The organism is Micromonospora sp. SYSU B005 (genome assembly GCF_055362685.1).
The window spans coordinates 24,175-48,360 of record NZ_JAXCFU010000018.1 but is presented as its reverse complement, the minus strand read 5'-3'; the positions used below and the strand labels follow the sequence as shown (position 1 = coordinate 48,360).

The following is a 24,186-nucleotide window of genomic DNA, read 5'->3' as shown; positions in this document are numbered from 1 at the left end:
CGTCAGCCCTTGCCGGGGTGCAGCGCGCCGCAGTTGTCGCAGGTGCGGGCCTTCTCGTCGGCGTAGAACGCGGCGAAGACCGGGGGCAGGTCGGCGGCGATGTCGCGAACCTGCAACTCGACCTCGTGCACCTTGTGGTCGCACTCGGCGCAGTACCACTGGAACTTCTCCAGCGTGCCCTCCTCGCGGACCCGCTCGATCACCATGCCGATCGAGCCGGCCTCCGGGCGCTGCGGCGAGTGCGGGGTGTTGCGCGGCAGCATCCACATCTGCCCCTCGCGCACGTGCACCGTACGCGGGCCCTCGGGCAGCATCAGGTTGATGTGCATGTTGCCCTTGACCTGGTAGAAGAACTCCTCGTACGGGTCGACGTGGAAGTCCGTGCGCTGGTTCGGGCCGCCCACCACCATGACGATGAAGTCGTCGCTGCCGGGCAGCATCTCCTTGTTGCCCACCGGGGGCTTGAGCAGGTGCTGGTTCTCGCCGATCCAGCCGGAGAAGCTGAACGGCTCGGCGATCTCACTCATGGGAACCTCCCGACGGAAGTAGGGCGACGGCCTGCATCTCGATCAGCAGATGCGGGTGCGGAAGCTGGTGCACGGCGACTGTGGTCCGGGTCGGCCCGGTGGCGTCGAAGAACTCCGCCCACACCTCGTTGTAGCCGCCGAAGTCGTTCATGTTGACCAGGTAGCTGGTGACCTGCACCAGATCGCTCAGGTCGGCGCCGACCGAGCGGAGCAGGTCGCGGATGTTCTCGATCACGGCCCGGGTCTGCTCGCGGATGTCCAGGTCGGTGGTGCCGAACTCGTCCACCGACACCCCGGCGAACGTGTTGTCCGGCCGGCGCGACGACGTACCGGAGACGTAGACGAACCCGCCGGCCACCTTGACGTGCGGGAACGCACCCCGCGGCACGGCCTTGCCGGCCACCACGCGGGCCGTCATGGGAGGGCCTTCAGGGAGGCGGAACCCAGCTTCTCCACTGTGGCGCGGACGTGCGCCCCGGGGCGCAGCGGCACCGCGGCGGTGGCCGCGCCGGCCAGGAACACCCAGCCCTTGCGCAGCCGTACGCCGTGCCGGCCGGCCAGCCGCAGGCCCTCGTCCAGCGCGCGGCGCGGGTCGCCGAGGATGGCGGCGGTCGAGCCGACCTGCGCCACCCGCCCGTCGATCTCCAGCAGCACGCCGAGGTTGTCCAGCCCGTCCGGCACCGGCGACCACGGCCCGACCACGAACGCGGCGGCCGAGGTGTTGTCGGCGATCACGTCCGGCAGCGAGAAGGTGAAGTTCGCGTACCGGGAGTCGATCAGCTCGATCGCCGGGGCGACCGCGCGTACCGCACGGGTGAACGAGCCGACCGGTTCGCCCGGGTCGGGCAGCCGGTCCAGCAGGAACGCCACCTCCGGCTCGACCCGGGGGTGGATGAAGTCGCCCACGTCGACGCCGCCGCCGTCCGGTACCCGCATCACGTCGGTCAGCCGGCCCCAGATCACCTCGTCCACGCCGACCTGCGCCATCTTGGCCTTGCTGGTGAGCCCCATCTTGAGGCCGACCAGCCGCTCACCCCGGTCGAGGCGGCGCTGCACCAGCGCGGTCTGCACCGCGTACGCGGCGTCGACGTCGAGGCCGGTCTCGGCGGCCAGCTGCGGGATCGCGGTGGCGTCGTCGGCCGCCGCGCCCAGCTTCTCCGCGATGCCGGCGATGTCCGGCCCGATCATGAGTTGCTCTCCTTGCTCGCCAGGTCCAGTGCCACGTCCACGATCATGTCCTCCTGGCCGCCGACCATCCGGCGACGGCCCAGCTCGACCAGGATCGAGCGGACGTCCACGCCGTACTTGGCCGAGGCCCGCTCGGCGTGCCGCAGGAAGCTGGAGTAGACGCCCGCGTACCCGAGGGAGAGCGTCTCCCGGTCCACCTGGACCGGCCGGTCCTGCAACGGGCGGACCAGGTCGTCGGCGGCGTCCATCAGCGCGAACACGTCGCAGCCGTGCTTCCAGCCGTGCAGCTCGGCGACCGCGACGAAGACCTCCAGCGGCGCGTTGCCCGCGCCGGCGCCCATGCCGGCGAGCGACGCGTCCACCCGGACGGTCCGCCCGGACGGCGAGCCGAGCGGGCCGTCGCCGAGGATCCGGCCGTGCTCGACCGCGAGCACGCTGTTCGCCACACCCAGCGACAGGTTGTGGTGCGCGTGGATGCCGATCTGCGTCTCCGGTTCCAGCACCTGCCGGTACGCGTCGACGCGCTGCGCCACGTCCGACATCAGCAGCCGCCCGCCGGAGTCGGTGACGTAGACGCAGTGCGCGCCGTACGACTCCATCAGCTTGGCCTGCGCGGCCAGCCCGGCCGGGTCGTTGAGGTGCGACATCATCAGGAACCCGGAGACGTCCATGTCGTTCTCCCGGGCCCACGCGATGTGCTGGGCGGAGATGTCCGCCTCGGTGCAGTGCGTGGCGATCCGGACGCTTGTCACGCCGAGCGCCTTCGCCGCCTTCAGGTCGGCGATGGTGCCGATGCCCGGCAGCAGCAGCGTGGTGAGCCGCGCGGTGGTCAGCACCTCGGCGGCGGCGGCGATCCAGTCCGCGTCGGCGGCGGCGCCGTGCCCGTAGTTGACGCTGGAACCGGCCAGGCCGTCGCCGTGCGCCACCTCGACCGCCGCCACACCTGCGGCGTCGAGCGCGGCGGCGATGGTACGCACCTGGTCGACCGTGTAGCGGTGGGCGATGGCGTGCATGCCGTCGCGCAGCGTCACGTCCTGGATGTAGAGGTCGGTCATCGGGGTGCCCCCTCCGGGGAACGCAGCGCCACCAGCCGCTCCGCGGTACGCAGCGCGGCCGACGTCATGATGTCCAGGTTCCCGGCGTACGCGGGCAGGTAGTGCCCGGCGCCGGAGACCTCCAGGAACACCGACACCTGGAGGCCGGTGAAGTGCCGGCCGAGCACCGGCGCGTACGTGTCCACGGCGTCGAACTGCACGTCCTGCTTGAGCCGGTAGCCGGGCACGTACTCCTGCACGGTCTTCACCATGTCGGCCACCGAGGCGGCGATCTTCACCCGGTCGGCGTCGGCGTCCGGGCACAGGCAGTAGACCGTGTCGCGCATGAGCAGCGGCGGGTCGGCCGGGTTCAGCACGATGATGGCCTTGCCGCGCTCGGCGCCGCCGACCACCTCGATGGCGCGGGCGGTGGTCTCGGTGAACTCGTCGATGTTGGCCCGGGTGCCGGGCCCGGCCGACTTCGAGGCGATCGAGGCGACGATCTCGCCGTACGCGACGGGGGTGACCCGGCCGACCGCGTGCACGATCGGCACCGTGGCCTGCCCGCCGCAGGTCACCATGTTGACGTTCGGCTCGCCCAGGTGCTCGTCGAGGTTCACCGGCGGCACCACGTACGGGCCGATCGCCGCGGGCGTCAGGTCGACGACGGTGCGGCCGTGTGCCCGCAGCACCTCGTCGTGACGCTTGTGCGCGCCGGCCGAGGTGGCGTCGAAGACGAGCTGGACGTCCGCGAACTCGGGCAGCGCCACGAGGCCGTCGACGCCCTCGGCGGTGGTGGTCACGCCGAGCCGGCGGGCCCGGGCCAGACCGTCCGAGGCCGGGTCGATGCCGGCCATCGCCACCATGCGCAGGCTCTCACTCAGCCGCAGCACCTTGATCATCAGGTCGGTGCCGATGTTGCCCGACCCGAGCACCGCCACTCCGACAGTCATGACGTTCCCTCCCGCGAGAAACAGGTACGCACCGAGCCGAGCCCGGAGATGCGCGCCTCGTACGCGGCGCCGGGCGTGACCGGCACCATCGGCCCGAGCGCGCCGGAGAGCACCACGTCACCGGCCTTGAGCGGGTCGCCCGCCCGGGCCATGGTCGCGGCCAGCCACTGCAACGCGTGCAGCGGATTGCCGAGGCAGGCCGCGCCCGCGCCGACCGAGACCGGCTCACCGGCGTGCTCCAGCACCATGCCGCACAGCCGCAGGTCGACGTCCGCGAGCCGCCGGGGCGCGGTGCCGAGCACGAACAGCCCGCTGGAGGCGTTGTCCGCCACCGTGTCCACGATGGAGATGTCCCAGTCCGCGATCCGCGAGTCGACGATCTCGATGGCCGGCAGCACGTGGTCCACCGCCCGGATCAGGTCGACTGTGGTGACCCGCTCGTCCGGCAGGTCCGCGCCGAGCACGAAGGCGATCTCCGCCTCCACCCGCGGCTGGAGCAGCCGGTCGATCGGCACCTCGACGCCGTCACCGACGGCCATGTCGTCGAAGAGCACCCCGAAGTCGGGCTGGAAGACGCCGAAGCTCTCCTGCACGGTCCGCGACGTCAGGCCGATCTTCGCGCCGACGCGGCGGTGTCCCTTGCCCAGCCGTTGCCGGGTGTAGACCTGCTGCACCTGGTACGCGGCCTCGATGTCGCCCTCGGGCAGCAACCGGCCGCGCAGCGGCGGGCAGGGCTTCCCGTCCTGCCGGGCCACGGCGAGTTCCCGGTTGGCGGCCTCGATGTCCACGGTCATGGCGGCTCCTCGCTTACGTCGCTGGGGATTCCGGCCATTCTGCCCACGCGCGCTCATGTGAGGTCCACGCAGACGTTTGTCAGTTCCGAATAGAAGTCGAGCGAGTGCACGCCGCCCTCGCGGCCCACGCCGGACGCCTTCACTCCGCCGAACGGGGTGCGCAGGTCGCGCAGGAACCAGGTGTTGACCCAGACGATGCCCGCGTCGAGCCGGGCGCCGGCCCGGTGCGCCCGGCCCACGTCCCGCGTCCACACCGTCGCCGCGAGGCCGTAGGCGGTGCCGTTCGCGAGCGCGAACGCCTCGTCCTCGTCGTCGAACGGCGCGACGTGCACCACCGGGCCGAAGATCTCCTCCTGGTTGGTGCGGGCGTCCGCGCCCAGGCCGGTGAGCACCGTCGGCTGCACGTACGCCCCGCCGTCGCGGGCGTCGCCGAAGCGCAGCGTGCCGCCACCGGCACGCACCTCGGCGCCCTCGGTACGGGCCAGCGCGTAGTGGCCGAGCACCTTGTCCCGGTGGCCGTGCGAGATGAGCGGCATGTTCGCCGTCGCCTCGTCGTCCGGCCAGCCGTACGCCAGCTCGTCGGCGCGCTTGGCCAGCCGCGCGGTGAACTCCTCGAACACCGGCCGCTGCACGTAGATGCGCTCGGTGCACAGGCACACCTGGCCGCCGTTGGTGAAGCTGGACCGCACCGAACCGGCGACCGCCGCGTCCAGGTCGGCGTCGGCGAACACCAGGCCGGCGTTCTTGCCGCCCAGTTCGAAGCTGACCGCCTTCACCCCGTCGGCGGCGGCGCGCATGATCGCGCTACCGGTCGCCGACTCGCCGGTGAACGTGATCGCGTCCACGCCCGGGTGCCGGGTCAGGTGCTCGCCGGCCGAGCCGGGGCCGAAGCCGTGCACCAGGTTGAACACGCCGTCGGGCACGCCCGCCGCGGCCATCACCTCGGCCAGCAGCGTGGCCGACGCGGGGGTCTCCTCGCTGGGCTTGACCACCACGGCGTTGCCGCAGGCCAGGGCCGGGGCGACCTTCCAGGTGAGCAGCAGCAGCGGCAGGTTCCACGGCACGATCACCGCGACCACGCCGACCGGCTTGCGGACCGCGTAGTTCAGCGCCCGGCCCCCGGCCGGGGTGACTGTGGTGAACGACTCGGTGGGCGCGGTCGCCACGATCTCGGCGAACGCCCGGAAGTTCGCCGCGCCGCGCGGGATGTCGAGCGTCCGGGCCTGCGAGATGGCCTTGCCGGTGTCCGCAACCTCGGCGGCGACCAGGTCGTCGAAGCGCCGCTCCAGCTCGTCGGCGACCCGGCGCAGCACCTCGGCGCGTTCCCGCTCCCCCATCCGGCCCCACGGGCCGCGCAGCGCCGCCCGGGCCGCCGCTACCGCGTCGTCCACAGTCGACTGCGACGCCTCGACCACCTCGAACACCGGCTCGCCGGTGACCGGGCTGCGCTTGGTGAACCGGGAACCGGCATCGACGAACTCGCCGCCGACGAAGTTGCGCAGCAGGCCGGGGCCGTCCGGCGCGTGCCCGGCCATCAGCCGGGGGTCCCAGAGCGTCATCGGCGTCGCTCCACGGCCGCGCCGACGGCGGTGGCCAGCAACGCCAGCACACCGGAGGCGACCGCGCCGACGACGGCGTACTGCCGCCGCACCCGGCGGCGCACCTGCGCGTACGGGGTGGTGGAGAAGGAGACCAGCTCGTACTGGGAGACGTAGCGGCCGGGCAGCGCGCGTTCCAGCGCGTGCTCGACCTGCTTGCGGGTGCGGAACACCGGCGAGGCGACCTTGTCCCGCATCTCCACGAAGTTCGCCAGCGCCATCCGGGCGATCGCCTCGGCGTTGTCCTGGCGGCGGTGCTGGAACAGCGGCAGCGCGGCTGCCCACTCGTCGTCGCACTCGTCGAGGCAGCGGTCCAGCTCGACCACGTCCTCGAACGCGCAGTTCGCGCCCTGGCCGTAGAACGGCACGATGGCGTGCGCGGCGTCGCCGATCAGGCCGACCTTGCCGGCTACCTGCCACGGCGTGCAGCGCACAGTGCCGAGCACACCCACCGGGTTGTGCTGGTAGTCGTCGACCAGGTTCGGCGCGAGCGGGACCAGGTCCGGGTAGTGCGTGGCGAAGAACCGCTCGATCGCCGCCGGGCTGCTCAGCGAGGCGAAGCTGCGGGTGCCGTGGGTGGGCCAGAACAGCGTGCAGGTGAAGGAGCGGTCCGGGTTCGGCAGCGCGATCATCATCGAGGTGCCGCGCGGCCAGATGTGCAGCGCGCCCGGGTCGAGCGCGAACTCCCCGCCCAGCGGCGGGATGGTCAGCTCCTTGTAGCCGTAGTCGAGGAAGTCCAGGCTCTCGGTCAGGCCGCCGTACGCGAGCAGTTGCCCGCGCACCGCGGAGCCGGCGCCGTCGGCGCCGAGGATGACCGAGGCGGTGGCGGTGACCTTGCCCTGCGGCGTCTCGAACGTCATCTCGCCGCCGAGCGGGTCGAGCCCGACCAGCCGGTGGTCGAACGCGACGCGCACGTTCGGCAGCGCGGCGGCGGCGTCGAGCAGCGCGTTGTTCAGCGCGCCCCGGCTGATCGAGTTGATCGCCCGGTCCCCGGAGCCGCTGTAGGACTGGAACTCCGGCTCGCCCTCGACCGGGTGGATCATGCGGCCGCGCATCGGCAGCGCGTCCGCCATCACCTCGTCCTCCAGGCCGATGCGGCGCAGCGCGTCCAGGCCGCGCTCGGACAGCGCCAGGTTGATCGACCGGCCCCGCTCGACGGTGCCGGTACGCGGGTCGGGCCGCCGCTCGTAGAGGGCCACCGGGTAGCCGCGCCGGGCCAGGTAGCAGGCCAGCAGACAGCCGGCCAGCCCGGCGCCGACCACCGCGATCTCGTCGCGCTCACTCGTCACGCTCACGAGCCCTCCTTCTCAACAGTTGCCGCCAGCGCCTCGGCGACCCGCCAGCAGTCGTGGTACGTCGAGTAGAGCGGCACCGGCGCGAACCGGACGATGTCCGGCTCCCGGGCGTCGGCGACCACGCCGTGCTCGTGCCGCAGCCGCTTGGTCAGCTCGTTGGCGCTACCGACCCCGATCCGCACCGAGAGCTGGCAGCCGCGGCGGGCCGGGTCGCGCGGGGTGACCACGGCGAGCGGACGGCCGGGCGTCACCTCGTCGAGCAGCTGCTCCAGCCAGGCGGTGAGCCGCAGGCTGCGCTCGCGCAGCGCCGGCATGCCGACGGAGTCGAACAGCTCCAGCGAGGTACGCACCGGGCCCATCGCGAAGATCGGCGGGTTGGAGATCTGCCACGCCTCCACGGTGGCCGGCGGCCGGGACACCGGGGTCATCTCGAACCGGGTGGCCGCCTCGGTGCTCCACCAGCCCTCGAACCGCGGGATCGACGGGTCGCCGAGGTGCCGCTCGTGGACGAAGACACCGCCCAGCGCGCCGGGGCCGGAGTTGAGGTACTTGTACGAACACCAGGCGGCGAAGTCCACGTCCCAGTCGTGCAGCGCGAGCGGCACGTTGCCGGCGGCGTGCGCCAGGTCCCAGCCGACGACGGCGCCCGCGGCGCGGCCGGCGGCGGTGATGGCCGGGATGTCCATCAGCTCGCCGGTCAGGTAGTTCACGCCGCCGAGCATCAGCAGCGCCACCGTGTGGCCCTCGCGGGCCAGGAAGTCCAGCACGTCCTCGGTGCCGAGCGTGTCCGAGCCGGGACGCGGCTTGAGGCGTACCACAGTGGTGTCCGGGTCCAGGCCGTGGAAGCGGGCCTGGCTGCGCACGGCGTAGCTGTCCGAGGGGAACGCGCTGTCCTCGATGACGATGCGGGTGCGCTCGCCGGCCGGCCGGTAGAAGCTGACCATCAGCAGGTGCAGGTTCACCGTGAGGGAGTTCATCACCACGGTCTCCGCGGGCAGCGCGCCGACCAGGCGGGCGGCCGGCGCGGTCAGCAGCTCGTGGTACGGCAGCCAGGGCCGCTCCGACTCCAGGTGCCCCTCGACGCCCAGGCGCTGCCAGGCGTCCAGGTCGGCGAGGAGTTCGTCCCGGGTGGCCCGCGGCTGGAGGCCGAGCGAGTTGCCCGCCAGGTACGCCGTGTCGGGGTAGCGCCCGCCGTCGGCGGGTGGGATGTGGAACAGGTGCCGGTGGCCGGGGTCTGCGGCGTCGCGGCGGAGGGCTTCGTTCTCGGGGGTGTGCATGCTGTTCTCTCTCGTCACATCGCGGTGCGGGCCGACCACAGCTCCGGGAAGACCACCCGGGCCATGCTGCGCTGCAACCATGCCAGGCCGGCGGAACCGCCGCTGCCGACCTTGGCGCCCATCGTGCGCTGGACGGCCTTGACGTGGTTCCAGCGCCAGTCGCCGAACTCCTCGGCGATCTCGGTCAGCGCGTCGCCGAGCAGGCGGAGGTGGTTGTCCGGCCCGTTGTCGCCGTAGATCCGGACCCAGGCCGCCTCGATCGCCGGGTGTCCCTCGTGCTCGGCGTTCACGTCCCGCGACAGCAGCTCGGCCGGCACGTCGAAGCCCTTGCGGGCGAGCAGCGCCACCACCTCGTCCCAGAGGCTCGGCGTGGCCAGCGCGGCGGTCAGCTCGTCGTACACCTCGGTCTGCCGGCGGAACGGACGGATCAGCGCCCGGTCGCGCAGGCCGAGCAGGAACTCCAGCTGCCGGTACATGGCGGACTGGAAGCCGGAGCCCTCGCCGAGCCGGTCGCGGAAGCGGTTGAAGTCGGCCGGGCTCATCCAGCGCAGGCCGTGCCACGCGGCGTTGAGGCCCTCCAGGTGCAGGGCGGCGCGGCGCAGCGGGGGCAGCGCCTCCCAGATCCGGTCCTCGCGCAGCTCGCGCTTGGCGTGCCGCAGCTCGTGGCAGGTCAGACCGAAGTACAGCTCCATGATCTGGCTGACCATCAGGAAGGACATCTCGCCCGGGTCGTCGCTGAGCGGCTCCTGGAGCCGGTGCAGCGTGCTGGCCCGCACGTACGCGTCGTACGGCACGCGGTCGGCGAACTCCAGCGTCGGCTCGCCGCCGTTGCGCGCCGCCCGAGCCGCCCGTTCCTGGGGGGTTACCGGGCGCACCGCCGTCGTCTGTTCCACAGTCATTCTCCGTCCGTGCGCGGGGTAGACGTCATGATCCCGCTGGTGGGCGGCCGAATGGAATGCCTGTTCAACGGCGGTATGGTGGTCTCACTTCGCGAACCGAAACCATCTCGCGTCGCTGTCTTTACGGAAGGAAGGTCCGCGCGTGGACGACATGGACTGGGCGCTGCTGCGCGAGCTCCAGGCCGACGCCCGGCTGTCGTACAGCGAGTTGTCCCGCCGGGTCCACCTGTCGCCGCCCGCTGTGGCCGAGCGGGTCCGGCGGCTGGAGGAATCCGGTGTGATCACCGGCTACCACGCCCACGTCGACCTCACCCGGGCCGGGCGGACGGTGCTCGCCCTGATCCGGATGTCCTGCTACGGCGCGCGCTGCATCCTCAACGACCCCGACGTCGCGGGCTGGCCGGAGATCATGGAGATCCACCGGATCACCGGTGACGCGTGCAGCATGCTCAAGGTCGCCGCCACCAACATGGGTGAGTTCGAGGAGGTCATCGACCGCCTCGCGCCGTACGGGCAGCCGTCCAGCACGATGGTGCTCTCCACCCCGCTGGCCTGGCACCCCGTGGTCAAGGCGCCCCGTTAGCTTCCCCCGCCCTCCGGGAAAGCAGGCGCCGCTGCCCGTCAGTGGTCCGGCGCACCGTCGCGCCGGGAGGGGGGAACCATGCGAGGGCTCCTGTCACATCGTGCGTTGTCGTCCCTGCTGGGCCTGTTCGGCCTGGTGGCGGCGTTCGTCCTGACCACCGCGCCGCCGGCCCGGGCCGGGGAGAGCGTGTTCATCGAGGTGACGCCGAACAGCGTCCAGGCCGGTTCCCGGGTCAACCTGCGGGCCGGCTGCGACAACAGCAACAACCGTCAGGCGCAGGTCACCTCGGACGCCTTCGGGCGGGTGACGCTGCGGCCGGACAACGGCTTCCTCACCGGCTCGGTCACCGTGCCCGGCAACAAGGCGCCCGGCGACTACCCGGTGAACCTGGACTGCTCCAACGGCAACACCGCCTCGACCATGCTCACCGTGCTCAACATGGCGCAGCCGAGCAAGGGACCGGCGACCGGCGGCGGTGGCACCGCGGGTAGCCGGGGCACCGGTTCGCTGCTGCTCGTCGGCGGTCTGGTCGCGGTGGCAGTGGTGGCCGGTGTGAGTGCCCGCCGTAAGACCGGCGGCCGTGCCTGACGAGAGGTGCCGCAATGGCCCGCTCATCGCGCCGCCGGGACCGTACCGGCCCGGCGGCGGACCGCAGACGCCGCGACGCCGCCCGTCCCGGCCGCCGGTCGCGACAGCGCGCCGGCCGGCTCCGGGCCGCGCTGCGGCTGACGTCCCGCGCCGCGCGCCGGTTCGCCCACGTCGCCGGGCACGCGTTCTCGGCCAGCGTCGCCACCGCCGACCCGCAGTCCCGGCCGGTCCCGGCCCGCGCCGCCGGGACCACCACCCGCCGGTACGCCCCGAGCCGCAGCCCCGGGATCCCGGTGCTCGTGGTGGCGAGCGTGATGGCCCTGATCGTCGCCATGCTCGGCGTGGAACGGGTGACCGGCGTCAGCGTGCTGCCGGACCGGATCGTGGCCGGCCTGCGCCCGCCACCGAAGAAGTTCCCGGTCCTGCCGGCCAGCCCGCCGACGGACCTGAGCATCGGCAAGCTGAACCTGCGCGCGCCGGTGCACCGGGTCGGCATCGCGCCCGACGGCAGCATCGCGGTGCCGGACGTGGAGCGCGCAGGCGAGGTCGGCTGGTACGACAAGGGCCCCACGCCCGGCCAGTACGGCCCGGCGGTGCTCGTCGGGCACGTCGACACCACCACCGGTCCGGCCGTCTTCCACGGGCTGAAGGACCTCGACGACGGCGACCGGATCGAGGTGACCCGCGAGGACCGCTCGGTGGCGGTGTTCGAGGTGACGTCGATCGAGCGGTACGGCAAGGAGAAGCTGCCGGTGGAGGACGTCTACGGCGACTTCAGCCGGCCCAACCTGCGGCTGATCACCTGCGGCGGGCGCTGGGTGGGCGGCGAGACCGGGTACGCGGACAACCTGGTCGTCTACGCCGCGCTGGTCAAGGCGCGTTGAGCGGGCGGGTCAGGCCGCCTCGGGCTCGGGCTCGCGCAGGTCGAGCCAGTCCGCCCAGCGCGGGTCGGGGGCGCGGTGCCCGAGCACCCGCCAGGCGGCTCCTTTGGGCGCGGCCGGCAGGTGGTGCAGCCGCCAGCCCAGCTCGGCGGGCGTCTTGTCGCCTTTGGTGTGGTTGCACCGCGCGCACGCGGCGACCACGTTCTCCCAGGCGTGCCGGCCGCCCCGGCTGCGCGGGAAGACGTGGTCGATGGTCTCGGCCGGCCCTCGGCAGTACGCGCACCGCCACCCGTCGCGGGCGAACACCGCCCGCCGGGACAACCCGACGTGGGTGCGGTACGGCACCCGGACGTAGCGGGTCAGGCGCACCACAGAGGGCACCGGTAACGCGTTGCGCGCGCTGTGCAGGATGCCCTCGCCGTCGGCGACGCAGACCGCCTTGGCGCTGAGGACGAGGATCGCGGCACGACGCACCGACACGACGCACAGGGGCTCGTAGGTGGCGTTGAGAACGAGTGCACCGGAGCCCGCCGTGGGTCGTATGTCAGGCATCGCGCTCACCCTCCCGGTCCAGTCGTTCCCGCCTCGTCTGCGCCGGAACCGCCCCGCGGACAGCGCGGAACGGCTCCGACGCCGGCCGGATCACCGACGTCCGTTGCGCCAATAGTCCCTGATCGCGCCCCGGATTGCACGTACTAATCCGGGCTACCCCCTCCGGTAGCGACACTTCGCCGAGGTGGCGGTGTCCGCCGCCCGTCACCGGTGCGGTACGAAAGCAGGGTGAACGTCTCCGACCTGATCTCCGCCCTGCTGTCGGCCTTCTCCGACCGGAAGCCGGACTGCCAGGGCAGCAGTTCCTGCGAGTTCCTGTACCGGCTCACCGGCTCCGCCTGGTTCGCCGAGAGCAGCTACTGGGTCCTGCTGAAGCCGCTACGGGTCGCGTTGATCCTGTTGATCGCGGTGGCCGCCCGGTGGGCGCTGCACCGGACCATCAACCGGCTGGTGCGGACCACCACCCAGGGCGCGGTGCCGACCATGCTCCGCCCGCTGCGGGAACGCATCCCCAGCGCCACGCTCGACCCGGACCAGTTCGTGCCGGAGCGGCGGCGGCAGCGGGCCGAGGCGATCGGGTCGGTGCTGCGCAGCATGGTCACCGCGTTCGTCTTCGGCATCGCGCTGCTGATGGTGCTCAAGGAGTTCAGCTTCGACCTGGCCCCGCTGCTGGCCAGCGCGGGCATCGCCGGCGTGGCGCTCGGCTTCGGCGCGCAGAGCCTGGTCAAGGACCTGATCGCCGGCCTGTTCATGCTGATCGAGGACCAGTACGGCGTCGGCGACACGGTCGACCTGGGCGAGGCCACAGGCGTGGTCGAGGCGGTCGGGCTGCGGGTCACCACGGTCCGGGACGGCCGGGGCGTGCTCTGGTACATCCGCAACGGCGAGATCGTCCGCGTCGGGAACAAGAGCCAGGGCTGGGCGCTCGTCGTGGTCGACCTGCCGATCGGGTTCGCCGGCACCGAGGAGGCCACCGCCGTGCTGCGTACCGCGGCGGCCTCGGTGGCGCTGGACCCGGAGCTGGCGCCGAGCATCGTGGAGCAGCCGGAGGTCCTGGGCGTCGAGCAGATGACTGTCGACGGCGCGGTGATCCGTACCGTCGTCAAGACCACCGCTGACGGGCAGTTCGCGGTCGGGCGTGAGCTGCGCCGCCGCCTCGCGGAGGCGTTGGAGAACTCGGGGATCGTCGCGCAGATCGCGGCTGCCCGGCTGTTCCCCGGCCTCCCGGTCCAGCCGCCGGCGCCGCCCGCCGCCGAGGGTACTGGTACCGGCGGACCCACCTGAGCCGCCGGACGAGCCGGACGATTTCCGGGGTTCCGCACCGCGCGGCCCCTCGGGTATCGTCCGTTCGTTCAGTCGGAGATGCGACGATCAATCCGTTCGCCCTAGCCAGTTGTCAGACGATCGGGCAGAATCCGGTGCACACGCTCCACCGGGGGGCGTGCTCGTGTCCTCGCTGATCGATCGATCTGACGACGGTTCCCGGTCGGGCCATCACAAGTGGTCGACCAGGAACGATGGAGGCGACGGTGTCCGACGCGCGACCCGCCCGGGAGGCCCCGGCCACATTCCGGGACGTCTTCGGTCAGTCGGAGTTCCGCGCCATCTTCGCCGCCAACACCCTCTCCTGGGTGGGTGACTATCTGGCCCGCGCCGCGGTCACCGTGCTCGTGCTGCGCGAGACCGATTCGGTCGCGCTCTCCGCCGCCGCGTTCGCCGCCAGCTACCTTCCCTGGCTGGTCGGCGGCCCGCTGCTCTCCGCGCTCGCCGAGCGGCACCACTACCGCCGGGTCATGGTCGTCTGCGACCTGCTGCGGATGGCGCTGATGGCGCTGGTCGCGATGCCCTGGATGCCGACCTGGTCGATCTTCGCGCTGATCTTCCTGGCCACGCTCGCGAACCCGCCGAGCCAGGCGGCGCGGTCCGCGTTGATGCCGCACATCCTGACCGGGGACCGGCTGGTCGTGGGCCTGGCCGCGTTCACCAGCGCCGGTCAGGCCGCCCAGGTCGTCGGCTACCTGATCGGCGCCACGGTGGCGGCGCTCAACCCGAACACCGCGCTGCTCGTCAACGCCGTGACCTTCGCCGTGTCGGCCGCGATCGTCCGCTTCGGCGTACGCGAGCGGCCACCGGCGATGACCGAGGTGCACCGCAGCCACCTGCTGCGGGAGACCGTCCAGGGCTTCCGGATCGTCTTCGAGCGGCCGGTGCTGCGCGCCATCGCGGTGCTGGTGTTCAGCGCGATGCTCTTCTCGATCGTCCCCGAAGGGCTGGCCGCGGGCTGGGCCGCCGACCGGACCGACGGCCGGATGGACGCCGGCACCGCCCAAGGTCTGATCATGGCCGCCGTCCCGGTCGGATACATCCTCGGCGGGCTGACCATCAGCCGGCTCGTCGGCCCGGACCGGCGGCTGACGCTGATGCGACCGTTGATGATCATCGCGCCGGCGACGCTCGTACCCGCGCTGTTCAACCCGCCGCCGGCGGTGGTGGCGCTGCTGGCCGCCGGCTGCGGCTTCGCCGTCGCCGGGCTCGTCCCGGTCGCCAACGGCCTGTTCGTGCAAGCGCTCCCGGAGGGCTTCCGGGCCCGGGCGTTCGGCGTCATGGCCAGCGGCACACAGATCATCCAGGGCGCCGCGGTGCTGGCCACGGGCGCGCTCGCCGAGCGCTTCTCGGTCCCGTCGGTGGTCGGCGTGTGGAGCGCCGCGGGGGTGCTGATCATGTCGGTGGCGGCGCTCGCCTGGCCCCGGCCACAGGTGATCCACGAGGCCGTCGCGGCCGCCCGCGCGGAGTCGGCGGCCGGTGGCGGACCGGCGCACTCCCACGCGCCCGGCCCCGCGTCCGGTGACCGGAACCGGGAGCACGGCCGACGCCGGCACGCGGTGACGTGATCCGCGCCGCCCGGCGGGCGGGCGCGGGTGCCGGGCCGCACCTGGCAGGATGGAAGCGTGACTTCCCCAGGCGAGTCGATGACCCTCTTCGAGGCGATCGGCGGCGAACCGGCCTTCCGCAAGCTGGTGGACGAGTTCTACGCCGGTGTGGCCGACGACCCGCTGCTGCGGCCGATGTACCCGGAGGAGGACCTGGGCCCGGCGGCGGACCGGCTGACCCTGTTCCTCATCCAGTACTGGGGTGGCCCGCACACCTACTCGGAGCAGCGCGGCCACCCGCGGCTGCGGATGCGGCACGCCCCGTTCCGGATCGGCGCGGCCGAGCGGGACGCCTGGCTGCACCACATGCGCCGGGCGGTGGACGCGCTGGACCTGCCGCCGCAGCTCGCCGCCGCGCTCTGGGACTACCTGGAGCGGGCCGCCTACTTCATGGTGAACGTGATGGAGGACCCGGCCGGCTGAGCCCGGCTCAGAGCAGGGCGCCCTCGTCGTGCAGCCAGTCGACGAACGTCACCGCGACGGCGGCGCCGCAGTCGAGCATCTCGACCAGCAGCGCGTCGTGGGCGCCGGCGCCGAGCGGGACCTGCAACTCGGCGTAGATCGGGAGCTGACCGCGCTCGGTCGGGTCACCGATGTACGCCTTGCAGAAGCGCCGGGTGTGGTTCCACTCGTTCACGACGCGGTAGGCCCGGTCGGCCCAGTCCGGCGGGACCGTCGCGTGCGGGCGGGCCCGCATCACGAGGATCTCGTCCTCGGGGCCCTCCAGCGCGACGAGCACGGCGTGCCGCTCCCACATGGCCAGCAGGTTGCCGTCGCCGTCGGCCAGATAGCGCACGTCGAGCAGGTCGAGCGCGTCGCAGACCCGGCTCAGCGTGACCGGCGCGACGGTGGCCGGCATGTCCGCGAGGGCCGCCCGCTCGGGCGGCGCCACGTCGTCCCCCGGCTGGCGAGGGGTCGGTGGTCCGACCCGGATGGTGTCATCCACTGTGGTCCCGCTTCGAGTCTCCGGCTCCCCGCCAGCGGCGGGACCAGGGCGCCATGACCACCACGGCATCGCTCGCGCACCTCACTCCCCAGCGGATCCGGACGCCTACGGTGCGTTGGATCCGAGGATGGACGGTACCCGGACAGGCGGCCTGAGGCATCCCCCCAACGACCGCCCCAAACCGGAAGGACGACATGGGGTCATCCGTTCGGATGACCTGGCGTCGGCCTGAGTGCAAGATCGGCGACGGTCCGCGACCAGGCTGCCCCGAACGGTCCGACGAGTCCGACCCATCGACCAGCCGTCCGCACCTGAACGTCGTCCGCGCCGGTGCCGAGGAAACCCATCCGGACCAGCGCCTGCACCAGTCGCTGCGACACCTCCACCGGCGTCCGCGGCGCCTCGTCCGGGGTCACCACCACGGCGACGTGGTCCAGCAGCGCGTCCCGCAGCACCCGCTGCCCGACCGCGCGGCCCGCCACGCCGTGCGTGGACGCCTCGCGCAGCGTCCCGGCCGCCGCCTCCGCGATCCGGCGCAGCTCGGCGCCGGGCAGCGCCTCCACCGCCCGGCTCGCCGCCGGCGGGAGCTGCCACCGCCAGCCGTCGTCCCGGCGTACCGGAAGCGCCTCGCCCCCGGCGGAGAGTTCGGCCATCAGCTCCCCCGCGGCGACCGTGACGTCACCGGGGGCGGTGCCGGGCACGGTACGGACCACGAGCACGCCCCACGGCAGCCGCGCCCAGAGGGCGGTACGGCCCGCGCCCGGTACCGGCCGCAGCCGGACCACAGTGGCCGGGTCGAACCGGACCAGCCGGGCCAGGAAGGCCCCGGCGTCGGCCGTCCCGGTCAACCCGTGCCCGGTCATCCGCTCAGCCCCGGCGCGTAGCGGAGCAGGAACGCCCGCTCCTCCGGCGAGATCCGGCGCGGGCGCTGCGCCGTCAGGTCGAACGGCACCAGCAGCGACCGGGCGGTGCCGGCCAGCGTGTCGCCGTCGTACAGCTCGTACGCGACCGAGAAGGAGGCGGCCCTGATCTGGTCCACCCACAGCTCGATCCGTACCGTCGGGGCGGCCTCCGCGCTGGCCCGGCCGAGCGCGTAGTCGACCGGGCGCAGGTAGTCGACCTCGTGCCGGCGGATGACCACCCCGTCGGCGAACGAGCCCACTCCCCACGCCCGGCCGCCGGCGAACATCATCGCCACCCGGGCCTCCTCGTAGAGCGTGAGGAAGCGGGCGTTGTTGACGTGGCCGTACGCGTCCAGGTCGGACCAGCGCAGCGCGCAGTGGTAGACGAAGCGGTCAGTCACGGGTGAGCTTGCGGTAGGTCACCCGGTGCGGACGGGCCGCCTCGGCGCCGAGCCGGTCGACCTTGTTCTTCTCGTACGCCTCGAAGTTGCCCTCGAACCAGAACCACTTGGCCGGGTTCTGGTCGTCGCCCTCCCAGGCCAGGATGTGCGTGGCGACCCGGTCCAGGAACATCCGGTCGTGGGAGATGACCACGGCGCAGCCGGGGAACTCCAGCAGCGCGTTCTCCAGGCTGGACAGCGTCTCCACGTCCAGGTCGTTCGTCGGCTCGTCGAGCAGGATCACGTTGCCGCCGATCTTCAGCGTCAGCGCCAGGTTGAGCCGGTTGCGCTCGCCGCCGGAGAGCACCTTCGTCGGCTTCTGCTGGTCCGGCCCCTTGAAGCCGAACGCGGCGATGTACGCCCGGGACGGCATTTCGACCTTGCCGACCATGAGGTGGTCCAGGCCGTCGGAGACGACCTCCCAGACGGTCTTGTCACCGTCCAGGCCCTGCCGGTTCTGGTCGACGTACGACAGCGAGACGGTCTCGCCGACCCGGACCGAGCCGCTGGTCGGCTGCTCCAGACCGACGATGGTCTTGAACAGCGTGGTCTTGCCGACGCCGTTCGGGCCGATGATGCCGACGATGCCGTTGCGGGGCAGCGAGAACGACAGGTCGTCGATCAGCACCCGGTCACCGAACGCCTTGGTCAGGTTCTGCGCCTCGATGACCGTGTTGCCCAGGCGCGGGCCCGGCGGGATCTGGATCTCCTCGAAGTCCAGCTTCCGGGTCTTCTCCGCCTCAGCGGCCATCTCGTCGTAGCGGTCCAGGCGGGCCTTGGACTTGGTCTGCCGCGCCTTGGCGTTCGAGCGGACCCACTCCAGCTCCTCGGAGAGGCGCTTCTTCATCTTGGCGTCGCGGCGTCCCTCGACGGACAGCCGGGCGGCCTTCTTCTCCAGGTAGGTGGAGTAGTTGCCCTCGTACGGGTAGGCCCGGCCGCGGTCCAGCTCCAGGATCCAGTTGGCCACGTTGTCCAGGAAGTACCGGTCGTGGGTGATCGCCAGGACGGTGCCGGCGTACTTGGCCAGGTGCTGCTCCAGCCACTGCACGCTCTCCGCGTCCAGGTGGTTGGTGGGCTCGTCGAGCAGCAGCAGGTCCGGCGCCTCCAGCAGCAGCTTGCACAGCGCCACCCGGCGGCGCTCACCACCGGAGAGCTTGGTGACGTCGGCGTCCGGCGGCGGGCAGCGCAGCGCGTCCATCGCGAGTTCGAGCTTGGAGTCGATGTCCCACGCGTCGGAGGCGTCCAGCTCCTCCTGGAGCTTGCCCATCTCCTCCATCAGCTCGTCGGAGTAGTCCGTGGCCATCTGCTCGGCGATCTTGTTGAACCGCTCCAGCTTGGCCTTGGTCTCGGCGACCGCCTCCTCGACGTTGCCGAGGACCGTCTTGGCGTCGTTGAGCGGCGGCTCCTGCGCGAGCATGCCGACGGAGTAGCCGGGCATGAGCCGGGCCTCGCCGTTGCTCGGCCGGTCCAGCCCTGCCATGATCTTGAGGAGGCTGGACTTACCGGCGCCGTTCGGACCGACCACCCCGATCTTGACACCCGGCAGGAAGTTCAGCGTCACGTTGTCGAGCACGACCTTGTCGCCGTGCGCCTTGCGCGCCTTGTCCAGGACGTAGATGAACTGGGCCACGGTGCGGGCTACCTCCGTCGGGTTGCGATCGCGGGCTTGTCGGGTGCGGGGCGCGGGCGTCGATCTCCGCCTGCCGCCGCCGGCCGGGAGCCGGCCGCACGCACGCCGCCGTCAATCCTGACAGGTACGGACCGCCACGCCCACATCACCCCACCCCAGGGGTACGGCGGGGTGCCGCGTTGCCAGCGCAGGTATGACTGAATAGCCTTGACGTATGACCAAGAAGATCGCCGTGAGCCTTCCGGACGATGTCGCGGAGCGGCTGGCCAAGGAGCCGAATGTGTCCGCCTTCGTGGCACGTGCCGTGCGCCGTCAGATGGCCGGCGAACAGACGCGGGTGGTGCTCGCTCGCGCCGGTGTCACGATCGCCGAGGAGGACGTGGACCGGGCCCACGCGGAGATGCAGCAACTCGCCGCGAGCATCACGCCCGAGCTGCGCGAGCAGGCCACCAAGCTCCAGTCGGAGGTCCTTGCGGCCAGGGCGAAGGCACGCCGGTGACGCAGTTCGGCCTGGCGCTCGACACGGCCGCACTGCTGGCCTACGCCTCGGGCGCCAAGGACGTCGGCGCGAGGATCGCCGAGGCTGCCGACTACGCGGGTGACGTGCTGGTGCCCGCCCTCTGCCTGGCGCACGCGCATCAGCAGGCCACGGCCGCGCAGTGGGAGCTTCTCGAATTGCTGGCCGCGCTGCCGCAAGTACAGATCACCCCGGTGGAACCGGACATGTGTGCGCATCTCGGCGGCTGGTCGCGCCGGATGACCGGCCGGATGGACCTCGCGCAGCTGGCCATGGAGGCAGCCGCCAACCCGCTCGTGCCGATCGTGACGGACCGGCGGGAACTGCTCGGTGAGGTGCTCCCCAAGGAGTGGCCGATCATCGACCTCTGAGCCGTCGGTGTCGACAAGATCACGCGGTGGGTTCGGCGGTTCTGGGACGGGTAGGTAACTCCGGCACGGGGGATCAGACGCCGCAGCTACGCTCAGTACGCTCATCGCGGTGGACCCGTCAGTACCCGGAGGTGGCCGATCGTGACCGTCCGTAGCTCCTTTGTCGTAGTGGCCAATCGTCTGCCGGTCGACGAGGTGAGCACACCCGAGGGACGGCAGTGGCGGCGCAGCCCCGGCGGGCTGGTGACCGCGCTGCACCCGGTGCTCGCCGAGCACCAGGGCACCTGGGTGGGGTGGGCCGGCGGCACCGGCGCCGCGCCCGAGCCGTTCGACCTGGAGGGCATCCGGCTGCACCCGGTGCCGCTGAGCGCCGAGGAACTGGAGCGCTACTACGAGGGCCAGTCGAACGCGACGATCTGGCCGCTCTACCACGACGCGGTGGAGACGCCCGCATACAAGCGGCGCTGGCGCGAGGCGTACCGATTGGTGAACGCCCGGTTCGCGGAGGCCGCGGCGGACGTGGCGGCCGAGGGCGCCACGGTCTGGGTCCAGGACTACCAGCTCCAGCTCGTGCCGGCGATGCTCCGCGAGTTGCGGCCGGACCTGCGGATCGGCTTCTTCCTGCACATCCCGTTCCCGCCGATCGAGCTGTTCATGCAGATGCCGTTCCGCACCGAGATCCTGCGTGGACTGCTCGGCGCGGACCTGGTCGGCTTCCAGCAGCGGCTGGCGGCGCAGAACTTCGTCCGCCTGGCCCGGCACCTGCTCGGCCTGCGCTACGAGGGCCAGATGATCCAGGTCGACGGCCGGCAGGTGAAGGCGGGCGCGTTCCCCATCTCGATCGACACCAAGGAGATGGAGCGGCTGGCCGAGGACCCGGCGATCCAGGCCCGGGCCAAGCAGATCCGCGAGGAGCTGGGCAACCCGAAGACGATCATCCTGGGCGTCGACCGGCTCGACTACACCAAGGGCATCGAACTCCGGCTGAAGGCCTTCCGCGAACTCCTCGCTGACGGAAAGTTGACAGTTCCGGACGCGGTTATGGTGCAGGTCGCCACGCCCAGCCGTGAGCGTGTGGAGCACTACCAGGCACTTCGGGTGAAGGTGGAACGCGAGGTTGGCCGGATCAATGGTGAATTCGGCCGGGTCGGCGTGCCTGCAGTGCATTATCTGCATCAGTCGTACAGTCGCTCCGAACTGGCCGCGATGTACGTCGCGGCCGACGTGATGATGGTGACCCCGCTGCGAGACGGAATGAATCTGGTGGCCAAGGAGTACGTCGCATCGCGCGCCGACCAGGGCGGCGCGCTCGTGCTCAGTGAGTTCGCCGGCGCCGCGACAGAGCTGCGCCAGGCGTTCCTGTGTAATCCGCACGACCCGGACGCGGTGAAGGACGCGTTGCTGCGGGCCGTGCATGTCGAAAAGCCCGAAGCCCGCCGCCGGATGCGCGTCATGCAGCGCCATCTGCGCAGCCACGACGTGGGCCACTGGGCCAAGTCGTTCCTCAGCGAGCTCGGCGTCCCCGATACGGAGGCTGCGTGACCTCGCCCGCCCCCGCCGCCGCCCACGGCGGCGTGCTGGATCCCGAACTGCGTGCCGCCATCGGCCGTATCGCCCGGGTTCCGCAACTCCTGGTCGCCTGCGACTACGACGGCACACTGGCGCCGATCGTCGAGGACCCCAGCAAGGCGGTGCCGCTGCCCGAGTCGGTGGCGGCCGTACGCGCGCTCGCCGCTCTGCCGCAGACGAGCGTCGCCGTCGTCTCCGGCCGGGCACTGCGCGACCTGGCCACACTCTCCCGGCTGCCGAGCGAGGTGCACCTGGTCGGCAGCCACGGCTCGGAGTTCGACATCGGCTTCGTCGAGCGGCTCACCCCCGAGCTGATCGCGGTCCGGCACCGGCTCCGCGAGGCGCTGCGCGAGATCGCCGCCGAGCACCCCGGCATCCGCCTGGAACGCAAGCCGGCCAGCGTGGCCGTGCACACCCGCGGCGTCGACCCGCACGTCGCCGCCCGGGCCGTCGAGGCGGTCCGCAACGGCCCCGCGACCTGGGAGGGCGTGACAGTCACCCAGGGCAAGGAGGTCATCGAGCTGTCGGTGGTCGTGACCAACAAGGGCACCGCCGTCGACCAGCTCCGTACCCAGCTCGCCGCCAGCGCGGTGCTGTTCATCGGCGACGACGTCACCGACGAGAACGCCTTCGGCAACCTGACCGGGCCGGACGTCGGCATCAAGATCGGTCCCGGGGAGACGCGGGCCGACTACCGGGTGGCCGAGCCGATCGAGGCGGCCCGCGCGCTGGGTCTGCTGCTGGAGACGCGGCGGCACTGGCTGTTCGGCGAGCGGGCGGTGCCGATCGAGCGGCACTCGATGCTCGCTAACGGCCGTACCGTCGCGCTCGTCACGCCGGAAGCCAAGATCACCTGGTTGTGCCACCCGAAGCCGGACTCGGCGGCGATCTTCGCCGACCTGGTCGGCGGCAGCCCGGCCGGGCACTTCACGGTCGGCCCGGAGCGCGGCGGCATCCCGCTGGGCCAGCGCTACCGCAGCAACACGATGACCGTCGAGACCCGCTGGTCCGGCCTGACCGTGACCGACTGGCTCGACCTTCCGGTACGGGAGACCACGCCGGACGACCCGGCAGTGGTCAGCGGCGACTCGACACTGGTCCGGGTGCTCAGCGGCACCGGGCGGGCCCGGGTCGAGTTCGCGCCGCGCCCCGAGTTCGGTCAGGTGGCGGTGCAGCTCCAGCCGCTCGACGACGGGCTGCTGGTGCTCGGCTCCAACGAGCCGGTCGCGCTGCACTCCCCCGGCGTCGAGTGGGAGGTCACGAACGACGCCGGGTACGAGACCGCGAAGGCGGTGGTCGACCTGTCGGCGGCCGGCGGCCAGGTGGTGCTGGAGCTGCGCTTCGGCACGCAGAGCCTGGAGCCGCACCGGCTGCCGCTGCACGAGCGGCAGACCGCCGCCGAGCAGCCCTGGAAGGACTGGGTGGCCTCACTGCGGCTGCCCGCCACCGCCCGGGACCTGGTCGCCCGCAGCGCGCTGACGCTGCGCGGCCTCTGCCACGAACCGACCGGCTCGATCCTCGCCGCGGCCACCACGTCGCTGCCCGAGGAGCTGGGCGGTGTCCGCAACTGGGACTACCGCTACTGCTGGCTGCGGGACGCGGCGATGACCGCCCGCGCGCTTGTCGACCTCGGCTCGACCGAGGAGGCCGAAGGGCTGCTGCGCTGGATCGACGGCGTGGTCGAGCGCACCGGCGGGCACCCGGAACGGCTGCACCCGCTCTACACGGTGGACGGCTTCGAGCTGGGCGCCGAGGCGGTCATCGACACGCTGCCCGGCTACGCCGGCTCCCGGCCGGTACGCGTCGGCAACCTCGCCAACCACCAGCTTCAGCTCGACGTCTTCGGCCCGGTCGCGGACCTGATCGCGGCGGTGGCCGACGCCCGGGGCTCGATCCGCGACGACGAGTGGCGGGTGCTGGAGAACATGGTCGAGGCGGTACGCCGCCGCTGGCACGAACCCGACCACGGCATCTGGGAGGCCCGCCTCCCCCCGCGGCACCACGTCTTCTCCAAGGTCATGCTCTGGATGACGGTGGACCGCGCGCTGCACGTCGTCCGCCGCCACGGCGGCGAGGACCGGCCCGAGTGGGTCGAGCTGCGCGACCGGATCGCCTCGAACGTGCTGGAGCACGGCTGGCACCCGGAGGCCGAGGCCTACAGCGTCGCCTACGGGTACGAGGAGATGGACGCCTCGTCGCTGTGGATCGGCATCTCCGGGCTGCTCGCCGGCGACGACCCGCGCTTCCTCTCCACCGTGCTCAAGATCGAGGCGGAGCTGCGCAGCGGTCCGGTCGTCTACCGGTACCACTGGGACGACGGCCTGCCCGGCCGGGAGGGCGGCTTCCACATCTGCACGTCGTGGCTGATCGAGGCGTACCTGCGCACCGGTCGCCGCAGCGACGCCGAGGAGCTGTTCACCCAGATGGTCGACACGGCCGGTCCGACCGGGCTGCTGCCGGAGCAGTACGACCCGCTGGCCGAGCGCGGGCTGGGCAACCACCCGCAGGCGTACAGCCACCTCGGCCTGATCCGCTGCGCCCTGCTGCTCGACAACATGCTCAAGCAGTGACCCGACCGGGGCGGGGGACTGACGTCCCCCGCCCCGTCCCCGCCCCGGCCCGGCCCGGCCCGGCGATCTTGCACTTACCGCCCCGACATAAGGGCCATAACGGGCATCTGGTGGGCACCAAGTGCAAGATCGACGGGGTCAG

25 protein-coding genes are annotated in these 24,186 nt (G+C 72.1%); 10 read left to right on the top strand and 15 right to left on the bottom strand.

What is annotated here, in order from left to right; genetic code table 11:
• Window positions 1-2 precede the first annotated feature (2 nt).
• From SM452_RS27570 to SM452_RS27525, 10 genes are read right to left on the bottom strand one after another with little or no spacing between them, the layout of a single operon-like run.
• Window positions 3-527 carry a 3-hydroxyanthranilate 3,4-dioxygenase gene (locus SM452_RS27570; protein WP_269704516.1) on the bottom strand — a complete coding sequence of 175 codons (525 nt, stop codon included), beginning with the start codon at window positions 525-527 and terminating at the stop codon, window positions 3-5.
• Window positions 520-945: a RidA family protein gene (locus SM452_RS27565; RefSeq protein ID WP_194803402.1), complete on the bottom strand. Its 426-nt coding sequence runs from the start codon at window positions 943-945 to the stop codon at window positions 520-522. The genes SM452_RS27570 and SM452_RS27565 overlap by 8 nt, the downstream gene beginning before the upstream one ends.
• Window positions 942-1,715 (bottom strand): 2-keto-4-pentenoate hydratase, encoded by a 774-nt coding sequence (locus SM452_RS27560; RefSeq protein WP_091423125.1) that lies wholly within the window; start codon window positions 1,713-1,715, stop codon window positions 942-944. Before SM452_RS27560 ends, SM452_RS27565 begins: the two co-directional genes overlap by 4 nt.
• The gene (dmpG, locus tag SM452_RS27555) at window positions 1,712-2,770 is read right to left on the bottom strand and encodes a 4-hydroxy-2-oxovalerate aldolase (RefSeq protein ID WP_262014138.1); all 1,059 of its coding nucleotides are present in this window, start codon (window positions 2,768-2,770) and stop codon (window positions 1,712-1,714) included. The genes SM452_RS27560 and dmpG overlap by 4 nt, the downstream gene beginning before the upstream one ends.
• Window positions 2,767-3,702: an acetaldehyde dehydrogenase (acetylating) gene (locus SM452_RS27550; RefSeq protein ID WP_357209725.1), complete on the bottom strand. Its 936-nt coding sequence runs from the start codon at window positions 3,700-3,702 to the stop codon at window positions 2,767-2,769. The genes dmpG and SM452_RS27550 overlap by 4 nt, the downstream gene beginning before the upstream one ends.
• On the bottom strand, window positions 3,699-4,496 hold the full coding sequence (locus tag SM452_RS27545) for a 2-keto-4-pentenoate hydratase (RefSeq protein ID WP_262014136.1): 798 nt from the start codon (window positions 4,494-4,496) through the stop codon (window positions 3,699-3,701). The genes SM452_RS27550 and SM452_RS27545 overlap by 4 nt, the downstream gene beginning before the upstream one ends.
• A gap of 53 nt (window positions 4,497-4,549) precedes the next feature.
• On the bottom strand, window positions 4,550-6,031 hold the full coding sequence (locus tag SM452_RS27540) for a 2-hydroxymuconic semialdehyde dehydrogenase (RefSeq protein ID WP_463841010.1): 1,482 nt from the start codon (window positions 6,029-6,031) through the stop codon (window positions 4,550-4,552).
• Between the two features lie 20 nt (window positions 6,032-6,051).
• Window positions 6,052-7,383: an FAD-dependent oxidoreductase gene (locus tag SM452_RS27535; protein ID WP_262014157.1), complete on the bottom strand. Its 1,332-nt coding sequence runs from the start codon at window positions 7,381-7,383 to the stop codon at window positions 6,052-6,054.
• Between the two features lie 2 nt (window positions 7,384-7,385).
• Window positions 7,386-8,666, bottom strand: a complete 1,281-nt coding sequence (kynU, locus tag SM452_RS27530; protein ID WP_357209724.1) for a kynureninase — start codon at window positions 8,664-8,666, stop codon at window positions 7,386-7,388.
• Window positions 8,667-8,680: 14 nt separating this feature from the next.
• Window positions 8,681-9,565 carry a tryptophan 2,3-dioxygenase gene (locus SM452_RS27525; RefSeq protein ID WP_013288067.1) on the bottom strand — a complete coding sequence of 295 codons (885 nt, stop codon included), beginning with the start codon at window positions 9,563-9,565 and terminating at the stop codon, window positions 8,681-8,683.
• 142 nt (window positions 9,566-9,707) lie between these two features.
• On the opposite strand from SM452_RS27525, the gene SM452_RS27520 reads away from it, so the two are divergent.
• The 3 genes from SM452_RS27520 to SM452_RS27510 all read left to right on the top strand — a co-directional run bounded on the left by SM452_RS27520 (window position 9,708) and on the right by SM452_RS27510 (window position 11,620).
• On the top strand, window positions 9,708-10,148 hold the full coding sequence (locus SM452_RS27520; RefSeq protein WP_091423095.1) for an Lrp/AsnC family transcriptional regulator: 441 nt from the start codon (window positions 9,708-9,710) through the stop codon (window positions 10,146-10,148).
• Between the two features lie 78 nt (window positions 10,149-10,226).
• On the top strand, window positions 10,227-10,736 hold the full coding sequence (locus tag SM452_RS27515; protein WP_135241659.1) for a hypothetical protein: 510 nt from the start codon (window positions 10,227-10,229) through the stop codon (window positions 10,734-10,736).
• A gap of 14 nt (window positions 10,737-10,750) precedes the next feature.
• The gene (locus SM452_RS27510; RefSeq protein WP_262014134.1) at window positions 10,751-11,620 is read left to right on the top strand and encodes a class F sortase; all 870 of its coding nucleotides are present in this window, start codon (window positions 10,751-10,753) and stop codon (window positions 11,618-11,620) included.
• Window positions 11,621-11,629: 9 nt separating this feature from the next.
• Here the strand turns inward: SM452_RS27510 and SM452_RS27505 are convergent, their stop codons facing one another.
• Entirely contained in the window at window positions 11,630-12,169 is a 540-nt protein-coding gene (locus SM452_RS27505) for an HNH endonuclease (protein WP_013288071.1), read from the bottom strand.
• Between the two features lie 255 nt (window positions 12,170-12,424).
• On the opposite strand from SM452_RS27505, the gene SM452_RS27500 reads away from it, so the two are divergent.
• The 3 genes from SM452_RS27500 (at window position 12,425) to SM452_RS27490 (ending at window position 15,522) form a co-directional block, all read left to right on the top strand.
• A complete protein-coding gene (locus tag SM452_RS27500; protein WP_402807933.1) occupies window positions 12,425-13,453 on the top strand; it encodes a mechanosensitive ion channel family protein in 1,029 nt (342 codons plus the stop codon).
• 233 nt (window positions 13,454-13,686) lie between these two features.
• Entirely contained in the window at window positions 13,687-15,060 is a 1,374-nt protein-coding gene (locus tag SM452_RS27495) for an MFS transporter (protein ID WP_262014132.1), read from the top strand.
• Between the two features lie 78 nt (window positions 15,061-15,138).
• Window positions 15,139-15,522, top strand: a complete 384-nt coding sequence (locus SM452_RS27490) for a globin (RefSeq protein ID WP_355511121.1) — start codon at window positions 15,139-15,141, stop codon at window positions 15,520-15,522.
• A 7-nt stretch (window positions 15,523-15,529) separates the two neighbouring features.
• Here the strand turns inward: SM452_RS27490 and SM452_RS27485 are convergent, their stop codons facing one another.
• From SM452_RS27485 to ettA, 4 genes are all read right to left on the bottom strand, one after another.
• Entirely contained in the window at window positions 15,530-16,114 is a 585-nt protein-coding gene (locus tag SM452_RS27485; protein ID WP_463840997.1) for a type III secretion system chaperone family protein, read from the bottom strand.
• Between the two features lie 131 nt (window positions 16,115-16,245).
• Window positions 16,246-16,908, bottom strand: coding sequence for a DUF8185 domain-containing protein (locus SM452_RS27480; RefSeq protein WP_463840996.1), 663 nt, complete (start codon window positions 16,906-16,908; stop codon window positions 16,246-16,248).
• The gene (locus tag SM452_RS27475) at window positions 16,905-17,348 is read right to left on the bottom strand and encodes an acyl-CoA thioesterase (RefSeq protein ID WP_135241665.1); all 444 of its coding nucleotides are present in this window, start codon (window positions 17,346-17,348) and stop codon (window positions 16,905-16,907) included. The genes SM452_RS27480 and SM452_RS27475 overlap by 4 nt, the downstream gene beginning before the upstream one ends.
• Window positions 17,341-19,017, bottom strand: a complete 1,677-nt coding sequence (gene ettA / locus SM452_RS27470; protein ID WP_262014130.1) for an energy-dependent translational throttle protein EttA — start codon at window positions 19,015-19,017, stop codon at window positions 17,341-17,343. Before ettA ends, SM452_RS27475 begins: the two co-directional genes overlap by 8 nt.
• Window positions 19,018-19,231: 214 nt before the next feature.
• Between ettA and SM452_RS27465 the strand changes: the two genes are divergently transcribed.
• The 4 genes from SM452_RS27465 (at window position 19,232) to otsB (ending at window position 24,044) form a co-directional block, all read left to right on the top strand.
• Entirely contained in the window at window positions 19,232-19,516 is a 285-nt protein-coding gene (locus SM452_RS27465) for a hypothetical protein (RefSeq protein ID WP_262014129.1), read from the top strand.
• Window positions 19,513-19,905, top strand: a complete 393-nt coding sequence (locus tag SM452_RS27460; protein WP_463840995.1) for a hypothetical protein — start codon at window positions 19,513-19,515, stop codon at window positions 19,903-19,905. Before SM452_RS27465 ends, SM452_RS27460 begins: the two co-directional genes overlap by 4 nt.
• Before the next feature lie 141 nt (window positions 19,906-20,046).
• A complete protein-coding gene (locus tag SM452_RS27455; protein WP_013288079.1) occupies window positions 20,047-21,447 on the top strand; it encodes an alpha,alpha-trehalose-phosphate synthase (UDP-forming) in 1,401 nt (466 codons plus the stop codon).
• Window positions 21,444-24,044, top strand: a complete 2,601-nt coding sequence (gene otsB / locus SM452_RS27450; protein ID WP_318335400.1) for a trehalose-phosphatase — start codon at window positions 21,444-21,446, stop codon at window positions 24,042-24,044. The genes SM452_RS27455 and otsB overlap by 4 nt, the downstream gene beginning before the upstream one ends.
• Window positions 24,045-24,186 lie beyond the last annotated feature (142 nt).

What these genes read in the sequence shown, in the direction of transcription:
- SM452_RS27570 (WP_269704516.1), bottom strand. Translation starts at nt 527, where the DNA reads ATGAGTGAGATCGCCGAGCCGTTCAGCTTCTCCGGCTGGATCGGCGAG.
- SM452_RS27565 (WP_194803402.1), bottom strand. Translation starts at nt 945, where the DNA reads ATGACGGCCCGCGTGGTGGCCGGCAAGGCCGTGCCGCGGGGTGCGTTC.
- SM452_RS27560 (WP_091423125.1), bottom strand. Translation starts at nt 1,715, where the DNA reads ATGATCGGGCCGGACATCGCCGGCATCGCGGAGAAGCTGGGCGCGGCG.
- dmpG (WP_262014138.1), bottom strand. Translation starts at nt 2,770, where the DNA reads ATGACCGACCTCTACATCCAGGACGTGACGCTGCGCGACGGCATGCAC.
- SM452_RS27550 (WP_357209725.1), bottom strand. Translation starts at nt 3,702, where the DNA reads ATGACTGTCGGAGTGGCGGTGCTCGGGTCGGGCAACATCGGCACCGAC.
- SM452_RS27545 (WP_262014136.1), bottom strand. Translation starts at nt 4,496, where the DNA reads ATGACCGTGGACATCGAGGCCGCCAACCGGGAACTCGCCGTGGCCCGG.
- SM452_RS27540 (WP_463841010.1), bottom strand. Translation starts at nt 6,031, where the DNA reads ATGGCCGGGCACGCGCCGGACGGCCCCGGCCTGCTGCGCAACTTCGTC.
- kynU (WP_357209724.1), bottom strand. Translation starts at nt 8,666, where the DNA reads ATGCACACCCCCGAGAACGAAGCCCTCCGCCGCGACGCCGCAGACCCC.
- SM452_RS27525 (WP_013288067.1), bottom strand. Translation starts at nt 9,565, where the DNA reads ATGACTGTGGAACAGACGACGGCGGTGCGCCCGGTAACCCCCCAGGAA.
- SM452_RS27515 (WP_135241659.1), top strand. Translation starts at nt 10,227, where the DNA reads ATGCGAGGGCTCCTGTCACATCGTGCGTTGTCGTCCCTGCTGGGCCTG.
- SM452_RS27510 (WP_262014134.1), top strand. Translation starts at nt 10,751, where the DNA reads ATGGCCCGCTCATCGCGCCGCCGGGACCGTACCGGCCCGGCGGCGGAC.
- SM452_RS27505 (WP_013288071.1), bottom strand. Translation starts at nt 12,169, where the DNA reads ATGCCTGACATACGACCCACGGCGGGCTCCGGTGCACTCGTTCTCAAC.
- SM452_RS27495 (WP_262014132.1), top strand. Translation starts at nt 13,687, where the DNA reads ATGGAGGCGACGGTGTCCGACGCGCGACCCGCCCGGGAGGCCCCGGCC.
- SM452_RS27490 (WP_355511121.1), top strand. Translation starts at nt 15,139, where the DNA reads ATGACCCTCTTCGAGGCGATCGGCGGCGAACCGGCCTTCCGCAAGCTG.
- SM452_RS27485 (WP_463840997.1), bottom strand. Translation starts at nt 16,114, where the DNA reads ATGCCGTGGTGGTCATGGCGCCCTGGTCCCGCCGCTGGCGGGGAGCCG.
- SM452_RS27480 (WP_463840996.1), bottom strand. Translation starts at nt 16,908, where the DNA reads ATGACCGGGCACGGGTTGACCGGGACGGCCGACGCCGGGGCCTTCCTG.
- SM452_RS27465 (WP_262014129.1), top strand. Translation starts at nt 19,232, where the DNA reads ATGACCAAGAAGATCGCCGTGAGCCTTCCGGACGATGTCGCGGAGCGG.